10 protein-coding genes and 1 pseudogene are annotated in these 11,971 nt (G+C 45.3%); 2 read left to right on the plus strand and 9 right to left on the minus strand.

All coding sequences use genetic code 11. The annotated features are described in order from the left end of the window. Window positions 1-78: 78 nt before the first annotated feature. On the plus strand, window positions 79-1,218 hold the full coding sequence (gene lldD / locus NB463_RS01690) for an FMN-dependent L-lactate dehydrogenase LldD (protein ID WP_005383962.1): 1,140 nt from the start codon (window positions 79-81) through the stop codon (window positions 1,216-1,218). Window positions 1,219-1,308: 90 nt separating this feature from the next. On the opposite strand, the gene NB463_RS01695 is transcribed toward lldD, so the two are convergent. Further along, window positions 1,309-1,656 (minus strand): helix-turn-helix domain-containing protein, encoded by a 348-nt coding sequence (locus NB463_RS01695; protein ID WP_005375109.1) that lies wholly within the window; start codon window positions 1,654-1,656, stop codon window positions 1,309-1,311. 300 nt (window positions 1,657-1,956) lie between these two features. Between NB463_RS01695 and NB463_RS01700 the strand changes: the two genes are divergently transcribed. Beyond that, on the plus strand, window positions 1,957-3,060 hold the full coding sequence (locus tag NB463_RS01700) for a mechanosensitive ion channel family protein (protein WP_046875767.1): 1,104 nt from the start codon (window positions 1,957-1,959) through the stop codon (window positions 3,058-3,060). A 71-nt stretch (window positions 3,061-3,131) separates the two neighbouring features. Here the strand turns inward: NB463_RS01700 and NB463_RS01705 are convergent, their stop codons facing one another. From NB463_RS01705 to NB463_RS01740, 8 genes and pseudogenes are all read right to left on the minus strand, one after another. Continuing rightward, on the minus strand, window positions 3,132-3,851 hold the full coding sequence (locus tag NB463_RS01705; protein ID WP_104972908.1) for a carbonic anhydrase: 720 nt from the start codon (window positions 3,849-3,851) through the stop codon (window positions 3,132-3,134). 141 nt (window positions 3,852-3,992) lie between these two features. Then, a complete protein-coding gene (locus tag NB463_RS01710) occupies window positions 3,993-4,961 on the minus strand; it encodes a Csu type fimbrial protein (protein ID WP_441351636.1) in 969 nt (322 codons plus the stop codon). Continuing rightward, window positions 4,958-7,334: pseudogene (locus NB463_RS01715) on the minus strand (fimbria/pilus outer membrane usher protein). Before NB463_RS01715 ends, NB463_RS01710 begins: the two are co-directional and overlap by 4 nt. 59 nt (window positions 7,335-7,393) lie before the next feature. Further along, window positions 7,394-8,152: a fimbrial biogenesis chaperone gene (locus tag NB463_RS01720; RefSeq protein WP_031776387.1), complete on the minus strand. Its 759-nt coding sequence runs from the start codon at window positions 8,150-8,152 to the stop codon at window positions 7,394-7,396. Window positions 8,153-8,173: 21 nt separating this feature from the next. Continuing rightward, on the minus strand, window positions 8,174-8,707 hold the full coding sequence (locus tag NB463_RS01725; RefSeq protein ID WP_005499803.1) for a Csu type fimbrial protein: 534 nt from the start codon (window positions 8,705-8,707) through the stop codon (window positions 8,174-8,176). Window positions 8,708-8,710: 3 nt separating this feature from the next. Next, on the minus strand, window positions 8,711-9,256 hold the full coding sequence (locus NB463_RS01730; protein ID WP_005485799.1) for a Csu type fimbrial protein: 546 nt from the start codon (window positions 9,254-9,256) through the stop codon (window positions 8,711-8,713). A gap of 401 nt (window positions 9,257-9,657) precedes the next feature. Next, window positions 9,658-10,689, minus strand: a complete 1,032-nt coding sequence (gene tdh, locus NB463_RS01735) for an L-threonine 3-dehydrogenase (protein ID WP_257081869.1) — start codon at window positions 10,687-10,689, stop codon at window positions 9,658-9,660. A gap of 44 nt (window positions 10,690-10,733) precedes the next feature. Then, a complete protein-coding gene (locus NB463_RS01740) occupies window positions 10,734-11,927 on the minus strand; it encodes a glycine C-acetyltransferase (protein WP_257081871.1) in 1,194 nt (397 codons plus the stop codon). Window positions 11,928-11,971: the final 44 nt, after the last annotated feature.

Genomic DNA, 11,971 nt, shown 5'->3' on the forward strand with positions numbered 1-11,971 from the left:
CACTGCTTTGCGATGAAGGCTCAACGAAAGAGCAAATTGCTCCACAACTTTGCTTAGAATAACCGCTAGGACACCATTATGATTATCTCAGCTTCTACTGACTACCGCGCTGCCGCGAAAGCCAAGCTTCCCCCGTTTCTATTCCATTATATTGATGGCGGCTCTTACGACGAACGCACGCTGAAGCGTAATACTGACGATTTGGGTGATGTCGCTCTTCGCCAACGCGTCCTACGCGATATGACAGATTTGAGCCTAGAAACCGAGATCTTCGGTGAGAAACTGGCAATGCCAATCGCGCTAGCTCCTGTTGGTCTAACTGGTATGTACGCGCGCCGAGGCGAAGTGCAAGCAGCAAAAGCAGCCGAGAAAAAAGGCATCCCGTTTACTATGTCGACTGTTTCGGTTTGTCCGATAGAAGAAGTCGCACCTGCAATTGAACGTCCAATGTGGTTCCAGCTTTACGTGCTTAAAGACCGTGGCTTTATGAAGAACGTGCTTGAGCGTGCAAAAGCTGCGGGCGTCACAACGCTGGTGTTTACCGTTGATATGCCAGTTCCTGGCGCGCGTTACCGTGACATGCACTCAGGCATGAGCGGCCCTAACGCAGCCATGCGTCGTGTCTTCCAGGCGATGCGCCACCCAAGCTGGGCACTGGATGTGGGTCTACTTGGTAAGCCGCACGACTTAGGTAACATCTCAACGTATCGCGGCGAACCAACAAAACTAGAAGATTACATCGGCTGGTTAGGCGCAAACTTCGACCCATCTATCTCCTGGAAAGATCTTGAGTGGATTCGTGACTTTTGGGATGGCCCTATGGTCATCAAAGGCATCCTCGACGAAGAAGATGCAAAAGATGCGGTACGTTTCGGCGCGGATGGCATTGTAGTATCTAACCATGGTGGTCGTCAGTTAGATGGCGTGCTTTCAAGTGCTAAAGCACTACCAAGCATTGCAGATGCGGTAAAAGGCGATCTTAAGATCTTTGTTGACTCTGGTATCCGTACTGGTCTTGATGTGGTTCGTATGCTCGCGCTGGGTGCTGACTGCACACTGCTTGGTCGTTCATTTGTGTACGCATTGGCTGCACAAGGCGGCGCAGGCGTTGAAAACCTACTGGATCTGTACGACAAAGAAATGCGTGTAGCTATGACGCTTACAGGCGCGAAGTCTATCGCGGATCTTTCTCGCGATTCGCTAGTGAAAATCCCATAATCTTTGCAAGCGAGCAAAACAGAAACGAAAAAACGAGCCACTGTTGGCTCGTTTTTTATTGCTCTTCAACCCGATAATTTGACGAGCAAGCTAACTAACTTGGTGAACGTACTCGATCACGACTTGGTTTCCGTCGATAAACACGTTACTGATATCGCCATCCACCGTCACACGATTTTGTAAATAAACCGTACCAGATGCAGATAGATCACGCTCCGTCAAAGACGGAATCACCTGACCAGGACGTACATGTAGCTGCTCGCATAGCTGTTTTACAAAACCTAGCGTCAGTGGAGAATTACCACGTAACAAGCCAGAAAACTCGTGTAGACTCAAACCAAGGCGCTTCGCCATTTCCATTTGAGTGATGTGCATTTTGGCTTTTTGTGACATCCAGATGTCGTAGAGCGCGTTTCGATCCAGCTCTGTAAATTCCATATCTGCCTCCGCTAATTCAAGAGCCAATACACTCTCACACTTACTTAAGATAAATGTTAGCGATAAGTCAGAGAAGTTATAATTGATCGTTCAAATATCAACGCGCATCGGAGATGACGAAGCTCCGCACACGAATGGAACGGCGGCTCATCACTCAGTTTCGACCACTCACTTTCCACCTCACGAACTAGCCTACCTCAGGCGATTTATACATAAGTAAATGATTTAAAGGAAATCACTGGGGTGAAGGAGTAATATCTGCTACCTTTCCTTCCATGGTTCACTAGAAAGAAGTTACATATGTCACAGTGGTTTACCGATTTGCAAAGCTATATTGAAACATCTCATCAAGATTGGAGTGGAAGTGTCCTTTTCATTACACTCGCCAGCTTTATTGCTTGGATAGCTTGGCGACTGATCCGCTCTCGTCTCGCAGTACTAGTAGAGAAAACCCCTTTCCACTGGGATGACATGTTGCTTGATGCGCTAAAAGCGCCAGTCAGTACACTCATTTGGTGCTGGCCAGCAACCGTCTCTATCGGCATCATATTAGAGAGCGAGCTCAACGATAAAATAAACTGGTTAAGCACGCTGAAACTGATTTTGGTGATCAGTATCTTCGTCTGGACCGTTATGCGACTCATCACCAATGTTGAAGAGTACGTCCTAGAACAAAAAAACCGAGATGAAACCACAGTGCAAGCGATAGCTAAAGTCGCGCGCTTGTTCTTTATTACCGTCGGAATTCTCACTGTGATGCAGGCGTTTGGCTTGTCACTGTCAGGATTGCTCACCTTTGGTGGTGTCGGTGGTTTAATCGTTGGTTTAGCGGCGAAAGATCTGCTGTCGAACTTCTTTGGTGGCCTTATGATCTACTTCGATCGTCCGTTTAAAGTTGGCGACTGGATCCGCTCTCCAGATCGCCAAATTGAAGGTACGGTAGAGCGAATTGGCTGGAGAATGACCATCATACGAACTTTCGACAAGCGCCCTCTTTATGTGCCAAACTCTGTGTTTAGCAACATAGTCGTAGAAAACCCATCTCGCATGCTAAATCGACGCATCTACGAAAAAATTGGACTTCGTTACGACGACGCCGAAAAAATGCCGCAAATCATTACAGCGGTGAAAGAGATGCTTAAGAATCACAAAGATATTGATGCACGCCAAACGCTTATCGTCAACTTCGATACGTTCGGTCCATCGTCACTGCATTTCTTCATTTATACCTTCACAAAAACCGTGAATTGGGTGAGATACCATGAGGTTAAACAGGATGTTCTTCTTCAAGTAATTAACATCATTAAAGAACACGAAGCAGATATCGCCTTCCCAACTCAAACACTCAAGCTCGACCCAGTTCAAATGATAAAAGCTGAGGAGCAAGAAGATCACGGCTTCTAATTTCCATTGATACCAATAACAAAGCCCGCTTTATTCAAGCGGGCTTTTTCATTTTTATTTGCTTGGATTGGTTAGTGTTGCATTAACACCATACGAGCATTCAATGGTTGGATGGGACGATTGTTTTTCCCCATCACTTTCGTAAACGCTTTAATCTGCTCAGGGGAAATGGTTTGTGCTTCTTTCATCACTAACCAACGTACCCCTTCAGAGCATGGTGGTGTCGTTAGTGAGCCATTAAAGCGATAATACGCTTTGTCTTTTGGAAGCAACGCATCCGCTTCAAATGGCAATTTAATCTCTACACCTTGATCTTTACTTGGTATGTTTGCCAGTAACTTCGCTAAATCTGGGTTCGCTTTTCCGGATTGAAAAAACACAGCCACAACCGCCAAATGGCCAGTTGTATCAGCATGTACAAAGTGCGCTTCTAATGGGTATTCTTTGCCATCCACATGGTTTTCTGACGGAGTATGGAAGTGGAACTGCTTTAACGTGAATGCATTGCCATCAATCAACAGTGTGTTGTCACCCTCTAGGCTGGTTTGCAGGGTGTGGCCGTTATTGAGCAATGAGATTGCTTTGCCATGGTAGTCGAACTGCAATTTGTCTAACTTCGCTTCTGCTGCGGAGACAATATTAATTGGGCTTTGGTTTTGACCTTTGGAACATTCAGACGCAAACTCGCCCCAATGCTCAGGCCCGTGACTCCCCTCGTAACCCCAGCTTGCTGCGTAAGCTGTTCCTGTAAATACCAACGCCAAACCTAGTGCTGCCAGTGACTTCTTCATAGTTTTCCTTATTCCTTCAAGTTAAATGTTGTGAAAACAAAACCATACTAATCGCACAGAATTAAGCGGGAATAGAGTGAAAACTATGATTACAAAAGTTTTTTGGAATAGATGCCTCTAGTTATGCAATTGATATGATGCTCAAAATTGAACATCAACGATTATCGAGTCGGTATAAGTGCCAGCTGGTGGGGTGGTTTGGCTTGTTATTATCTCTGCGCGATAATTGAAGTTCTGTGGAGTGATACCATCTGGAATGGCGTCGCCAGTATCGACATCACTCTGTTCGCGGCGCTCAGCACCAGCCGAGCCCCAGCGCTCCGTCGATGAAGACTTATAGATTTCATATTCCAAATAGTTACCATCAGATGCCATCCTTCGTTGGCCTCCTGAAGCATTTACGCCATCGTTTAAACCAATGGTGAAGGAACTGTTCTTGGTACAAGTTAACGATATAACCTGACTAACGGGATCGAAGCCCGCCACCAATGGGGATGAACCAAAATCAATATCCGGCGCGGTTATCATACAGTCGGGAGTCACTTCCAACTCGACCGTAATAGTACTTTGAGCACTCCCCTCATTCCGAATAATACATACTCCTGGTAGACCTACGCCCTTGCAGTAATTCCAATCCCAAGACGCTATAATTTGGTCTGTATAAGTTCCGGCCGAAAGGTTACTTCCAGCTCCCGTCCGAGCATAAAGAGGGAACTCAACTTGGTCTCCAAACAGCCCCAACAAATCTAACAAGTCGGTGTCTGTGAAGGTGTACAATTGGCCAAAAACATACTCTTCTGAAAGGCTTGAATCGCCAAAGATCTGATAGTTAATTACCGAACTGGCATCTCCTTGGGTGGTCATCTGCCCACCATTGAGGCTGGTAAATGTGACGGACACATAGTCGCCACTCAACAACGACACAAGTGTCGAAAAGTCACACGTTATCCCGGCATGAGGCTGAGCTGAACTTTGTTGCTGAGTGCTCGACACCGTAAATGAAGAAACATTGCCAAACTGGATTGAAGGTGTTAGCGCCGTGATCTCACATGCCATTGTCGAACAGGAGAAAAAGAGAAGTAGACTAGCCAGCCAGCGATGCAAAATCATAGTGCCGCCTCATCTTCTGTTTTGAGGCAAACCTGACTATTCAGTGTTTGTATTTTTTGACTATCGCGCTCATACAACCCTTCAATTGAAACTTTACATGGCGACTGCCCTTGAGGATAAAACAAAATGTAACTGCCCGGGTCAAGGCCTTCAAAGTAGGTAAACCCATCCCACCCAATTTGACTGACTAATCCTGTCTCTGAACGCCCAAACGTGCCAAGCGGCAGGACTAGGTGATTTTCATCCACAACGGTCATACTCAATGCAATTTGCAGCTCAATGGGAAACTCTAATAAATAACCGTAACCTGCATGTATCGAAGCGAACTGCTCTGTCGTCGAAAATGCCGCATTCGCTGGTAAAGTGAGTGGGTCAATTTCATATTTGGCGGTGTAATACGCGGTAGCCCAAGGCACTAGCAAATAGCCATCCTCGTCAGTCACGCCAACAATTTGGTTTTCATATTTAACCGGAATACCGTCAAAACCGCTGGTGCTGACCACGGCAAAGCTGTCATACACTTCGTTAGCAGGGAAGATTTTGCCATCCAATGTCGAGACCGAACCCGCCATTTCCGCAAAATAATCATAATTCCCACTGGTGCCATTGAGCCCTCCTCGAAACTGAGCCCACGAGGCACGATAGGTCAAATCGGCTTGCTTACGGTTTTCAGGATCTTCATTGAGGTCATGCGCTAAATTGATACCCCACCCGCCTTTTATAGGCGCGAGGCGACTGTATCCAACTCGCCCTCGCACATCGCCATCATCTTCCCTTTTCAGCGTTAAGCCGGCACTGCCGCCAAGCGAACCAAAGGGCAACGAGAACTGCGCTAATGTCACTGCCTGACCACCAATACTGTGGTTGTAAGAGAGCGACATATTGATATCAAAAGGCAAAGCATAACTGTACGTAAGATTGAGCGTACGCGAGCTAGAATCTGTTTGCTGAATATCAAAATAACCACCGGAAAGTGAGCCCCAATCCCCTAGCCGTACTCCCATGTTGACTTGCGATACATGGCGAGACTTCAGCGATGCCTCCTCCCCTTTATTAAGCTTCTCGTAATTTGGCAAATGCGACAGGGTATAGAAATCAGCTTGCTCCACTTGCGTTCTAGCAGCGAAGCTAAACAACCTAGATTGGTAACTGTAACTCAGAGCGTATGAGCTGGATTGATCTTTAAAATTACTGACTCGAAATGAGGCATCTACCGTACCTAAGTTGAACGCATTACTAACAAAACCCAGCCCTGCAACAATTAGGTCATCTTTTGCTTCAGCTTGTGTTTCCAAGGTTAACCAATCCGTCATGCCATGACGCATCGCTACAACAACGCCACCAGCACCATATTCATTCGATGCGTTTCCAAAATCTTCTCTGAGCGCACCAATACTGGCACTGTAGGAAGTAAATCCTGTTTTCAACAAATCGGAAGAGAGGAAAAACGGACTGGTCATGACCGTTTGTCGGCCTTGAGCATCAGTCGCAATGACGGTTGCTTCACCCGCGCCAGAGATCATGGGAATGTCGTTAATAACGAAAGGGCCTGGCCCGACGGCCATTGAGTCGGTTTTAAAGCCATTGATGAATAAATCCAAGGTCGTGGGCGCAGTGACCTCACCATAAAACGCTGGCAATGGCGTCGTCACTACGTCGGGGCGCATAGAAAAGTCATGCGACAACTGAATGCCCGCCATTCTCACCGGCTGACTCCAAGACAAAGGACGGACGATGTAGTCTCCGACTTCCAAACGAAGTCGGCGCGCCTGATTGGCGTACTCATACCCTGTATCGAAACGGGTGTATTGACTGCTTTGCTGAGACTGAACATCGCGGTGAAAATTGGATTTAAATATTCCCGTTGTAGAAAAAACGCCAAACTCAGAAAAGGCTCTGATTTCATGATCGATAGAAACCTCCTTTTGTTGGCTTTCGTTTTCATACACACCAAAAACGTTGTAGTTAAACAGTCCCCCACGACCAAACTTAGCTGGAGAAAATCGCCCCATATCGTGTGCAGATAAACTCTGCATCGGCAGCCAGTTCGGCGGAACGTCGATCGCCAGTTGCAGTGACGATTGCAAATAACGCACGTTAACCCCAGCGATGGAAGAAACGTCAATCCTGTCTTCCGTTCCTGGCAACGATTTGGCAGTAACGCCAACCGCTATTAGATCTTGCCGCTGGAGAAAGTACTTATCGCCAATGCGCTCGACTTCGGCAATATGCCCCGTCGCTCTTTGATTGATCACCAATTCTAGTTTCAAGCTAATATTGTTAAACTTATCAAAAGAAAAAGTTTTCAGGACTCGGTAACTCAGAAAAACTGTTGGGTGAGTTCGCACAAAGGCCAATATTGCTCCACGCCATACTTAGTAATCCAAGCCAAAGCAAGACATACATTTCATTGCGTCTGTTCATTATTGTCATTATTGCGTCAATGGTATTTTGTAGCGTTTACCTCCAATATTCGCACTCAAACTCATATTGTTTATATTCTTATATGAAATAGGCCAAACCTTATATTGCTCTGGAAGAATATAACCGGCTAATCCTTCAGAAATCATTAACGGTTCTTTATTCGGAGAATCCAGTTGTAAATTCACCAGACGCACATGATGATTTCCTGAGTTTTTAATGTGAATAAAGCGTTGATTATTTTTCTTAATCAATTGAGCTTGCAAACCATTCCACAACTCACTGTCCTTATTCTGCTGTTGAGTATTGTTAAGTCCTTTTCCATAGATAAATAAGGGGATGGAGTAGCGCATTCGAACTTTAACAGCGAGTTCATTTTCCATCGAATCGGTTAGAGGGTCGTGAGTTGGAGGCAGTTCATCGATGATCACTCGGTAAGCGTACTCTTTACCTGCTGTGGCTTCATCTTGATTGAGGATGCGAATCAGCTGTTTTTCGCCAGGTTCAATTTTGACAAATGGTGGCGTGGCAATCAGTTGATTTTGATTAGAATAGTTATCTTCACCTTCATTTTGTCCCCATTTAAAAATCCTCACTTGTAAGTAAGAATCAACGTTGCCTTTATTCACCATCCAAAGGTATGTCGCATTCGTCTCCGCTGTTATTTGGGGGTAGATCGGCCAAATTAATAATGAATTGGCGTTAGCATTGGAGATAAAAACAAAAAGGAAGGTCGCTATTAATAATGATTTTTTAAGTATGAATTCCATTTCATCCCTCCGAAACATCACTTACCACTCCAAGGTCAGCGTAAGCGTATCCATATAAATTCCGGCTATTTCATTCCCATTTATTATTGCCTTTGCCCAGATAGGAAACTGAATATTATCTGGGTCTTGAGTGGTATCGACGGAATATCGAGTATCGATATCAAGCACTTGTGTGTAATCCAGATCCTGAAACAAAAAGTAGTCTACCGTCGTGACCTCTTCGCTATGCTTTAACTTGCGCACGCCATCCGATGAATTCAGCCCACCGTTTAGAGAAACATTCATCGCAATACCCGGAGTACAACTTAATGTAAGTGATGAGCTGTATGTGACACTGCCTTGTACTTCCGCTGCATAAACAGAAGAATGTTCACCAAAATCCAACGTTCCTATTTGTCCAGCTTGCGTTGCGCTCTCTTCTTGTACTGCGCCATTAATCAAACAACCTGTGTCTACTGTTGCTGATACTTGAAAGGTTTCTGTCACATCAGCCAGCACAGTTGAAGAACACCAACTCATCACGACAAGTGAAAAGCCTCTAACAACCAGCGTCACGGTTTACCAGCTTAATGTCACACTGATTGTATCTGAGTACGATCCCGCAGTGCTGCTCGTACCGTAAGCTTTCGCAAAAAGCTCAATGGTCTGAGCCGTTGCGGTCGTAAACTCAGTAAGCGCCACCGTTCCATTTTGCACGATTTGGGTATTTCTGTCTGAATCGGTAAACAGCTTATATTCGATATACTCGGAACCATTCGACATCGCGTAGGAGCCTGCTGCCACACTTCCGTCATACAAACCAGTGCCAAGTGTAAAGGTCGGAGTCACACCGTTACTACAGAGCACTTCAATGCCCGTCGCGCTGCCACCATTGACCACAGCATCTTGCTCAGTAAAGATCGCTGGCACGTCGCCGAAATCAAGTAAACCAAAACCAATACCAGAGGCAGTGTCTACCGCATTATTTCCGTTGATCACACAACCTTGTACAAGGTTAATGGAAACATCAATGGTGCCGCTCACTGAGGCGCTGTTTGCTTGCCAACTGAATGACGTTAATAACAGAGGCATCATCAAATATATTCTTTTCATATAAAGCTCCATTTTCTAACATTCCACTGTATATCGATGATTGTTTTATTAGTTATAGCTCAAGTATGACAAACTAAATGCATATAAAATGCGAAACATTTAAAAGAAGTAAGTTAGGTATAAAAACATGCACGATTAAAAACAAATAACTACAAAAGTAAATTTTTACAAGATATAAAACCACAAAATACACTTAAAAATAAAATGGTCATTTGGTTATTCTAAATACAGAAAGTGAAGCTTTACTGAAGTTTCAGAAGAAAATAAAGTCGATTTGAACAGAGTCGAGCAGGAAATTGGTTATTAAACGGCAGTAAAATTCTAGGCTGAAATTAAGAAAATTGACGAAAAAGATAGGGCTAAAATAAACAAAAAAGCGCCCCCTTTTGGAGCGCTTTTCTTACTAGAACTGATTATTCCCAATCAAGAATAACTTTGCCCGACATGCCAGAGCGCATAACGTCAAAGCCTTCTTGGAAATCATCAATCTTGTAGTGGTGCGTGATGATTGGCGATAGATCCAAACCAGATTGAATCAGTGAAGCCATCTTGTACCATGTTTCGAACATTTCACGACCATAGATGCCTTTGATAACTAGGCCTTTGAAGATCACTTGGTTCCAATCAATGCCCATATCTGATGGTGGAATACCGAGTAATGCAATACGACCACCGTGGTTCATTGTGGTTAGCATTGAGTTGAATGCCGCTGGGTTACCAGACATTTCTAGGCCTACGTCAAAGCCTTCTGTCATGCCTAGTTCAGCCATTACATCTTCAAGCTTCTCTTCAGCAACATTTACTGCGCGTGTTACACCCATTTTACGAGCTAGCTCTAAACGGTACTCGTTTACGTCTGTGATAACCACATGACGAGCGCCGACGTGTTTCGCAACTGCGGCGGCCATGATGCCGATTGGGCCAGCACCAGTGATGAGCACGTCTTCACCGACTAGATCGAAAGAAAGCGCAGTGTGTACCGCGTTACCGAACGGGTCGAAGATCGATGCTAGATCGTCAGAAATCTCGTCAGGGATCTTAAACGCGTTAAATGCAGGAATCACTAGGTATTCTGCAAATGCGCCTTCACGGTTTACACCCACACCGATCGTGTTGCGACACAAGTGAGTACGACCGCCACGACAGTTACGGCAGTGACCACAAGTTATGTGACCTTCACCAGATACGCGGTCACCAATTTCAAAGCCACGAACTTCCTGACCAATCGCAACCACTTCACCCACGTATTCGTGACCGACAACCATAGGAACTGGAATTGTCTTTTGTGACCATTCGTCCCAGTTGTAGATGTGTACGTCTGTACCACAGATAGCGGTTTTCTTAATTTTGATCAGAATATCGTTATGGCCAACTTCAGGTTTATCAACATCAGTTATCCAGATGCCTTCTTCAGGCTTTAGCTTTGATAATGCTTTAATTTTCATAATGTAACCTTAATTAAAGGCCCTATTATCTAGGACCTAGAGTCTTAAATAAGACCCATGTCCTTACCAACTTCGATGAACGCATCAATTGCACGATCTAGCTGCTCACGAGAATGCGCTGCTGACATTTGAGTACGGATACGCGCTTGGTCTTTTGGTACCACAGGGAATGAGAAGCCGATTACGTAGATGCCTTTCTCTAGTGCTCGCTCAGCAAATTCTGCTGCCACTTTCGCATCACCTAGCATGATTGGAATGATCGCATGGTCAGCGCCGCCCATTGTGAAACCAGCAGCTTCCATACGTGCGCGGAAGTGTGCTGCGTTTTCCCATAGACGGTCACGTAGGTCACCGCTCTCTTCTAGTAGAGCTAGAACTCGGATAGAAGCGCTTACGATTGCTGGTGCAACAGAGTTAGAGAATAGGTATGGACGAGAACGCTGACGTAGCCAGTCAATCACTTCCGCTTTACCAGACGTGTAACCGCCTGAAGCGCCACCCATTGCTTTACCTAGCGTACCTGTAATGATGTCGATACGGTCAACCACGTTGTGGTATTCGTGCGTACCTGCACCCGTTTTACCCATGAAGCCAACCGCGTGAGAGTCATCAACCATGGTCAGTGCGCCGTATTTTTCAGCTAGGTCACAAATAGCCGGAAGGTTCGCCACTACGCCATCCATTGAGAACACACCGTCAGTAACGATAAGAATGTGGCGTGCGCCTGCTTCTTTCGCAGCAATCAGTTGCTGCTCTAGCTCTTCCATGTTGTTGTTTGAGTAACGGAAGCGCATTGCTTTACATAGACGAACACCGTCGATGATTGACGCGTGGTTTAGTGCGTCTGAAATAATTGCGTCTTCTTTACCGAGAATGGTTTCAAACAGACCTGCGTTTGCATCGAAGCAAGAGGTGTAAAGAATCGTATCTTCTTTACCTAGGAACTTAGACAACTTCTGCTCAAGCTCTTTGTGGATGTCTTGAGTACCACAGATGAAACGTACTGAAGCCATACCAAAGCCGTGTTCGTCCATACCCGCTTTACCCGCTTCAATTAGCGCAGGATGGTTAGCAAGACCAAGGTAGTTGTTTGCACAGAAGTTTAATACTTCTTCACCGGTAGAGATTTTAACAGCCGCTTGCTGCTGAGACGTGATTACGCGCTCTGATTTGTAAAGACCTTCAGCCTTCACTTCTTCAATTTGCTGCTGAATCTGTTGGTAGAATGCAGAAGACATTTGAAATTCCTTCCTGGTTATTTTGGCGAGTATTTACTCGTTTA

Origin of the sequence: Vibrio sp. RM-41-2B (assembly GCF_024744415.1) — a bacterium.
Classification (GTDB): domain Bacteria; phylum Pseudomonadota; class Gammaproteobacteria; order Enterobacterales; family Vibrionaceae; genus Vibrio; species Vibrio diabolicus.

Bases quoted from the DNA above. Each gene is read 5' to 3' on its own strand.
- lldD (WP_005383962.1), top strand. From the start codon at position 79: ATGATTATCTCAGCTTCTACTGACTACCGCGCTGCCGCGAAAGCCAAG.
- NB463_RS01695 (WP_005375109.1), bottom strand. From the start codon at position 1,656: ATGGAATTTACAGAGCTGGATCGAAACGCGCTCTACGACATCTGGATG.
- NB463_RS01700 (WP_046875767.1), top strand. From the start codon at position 1,957: ATGTCACAGTGGTTTACCGATTTGCAAAGCTATATTGAAACATCTCAT.
- NB463_RS01705 (WP_104972908.1), bottom strand. From the start codon at position 3,851: ATGAAGAAGTCACTGGCAGCACTAGGTTTGGCGTTGGTATTTACAGGA.
- NB463_RS01710 (WP_441351636.1), bottom strand. From the start codon at position 4,961: ATGATTTTGCATCGCTGGCTGGCTAGTCTACTTCTCTTTTTCTCCTGT.
- NB463_RS01720 (WP_031776387.1), bottom strand. From the start codon at position 8,152: ATGGAATTCATACTTAAAAAATCATTATTAATAGCGACCTTCCTTTTT.
- NB463_RS01730 (WP_005485799.1), bottom strand. From the start codon at position 9,256: ATGGAGCTTTATATGAAAAGAATATATTTGATGATGCCTCTGTTATTA.
- tdh (WP_257081869.1), bottom strand. From the start codon at position 10,689: ATGAAAATTAAAGCATTATCAAAGCTAAAGCCTGAAGAAGGCATCTGG.
- NB463_RS01740 (WP_257081871.1), bottom strand. From the start codon at position 11,927: ATGTCTTCTGCATTCTACCAACAGATTCAGCAGCAAATTGAAGAAGTG.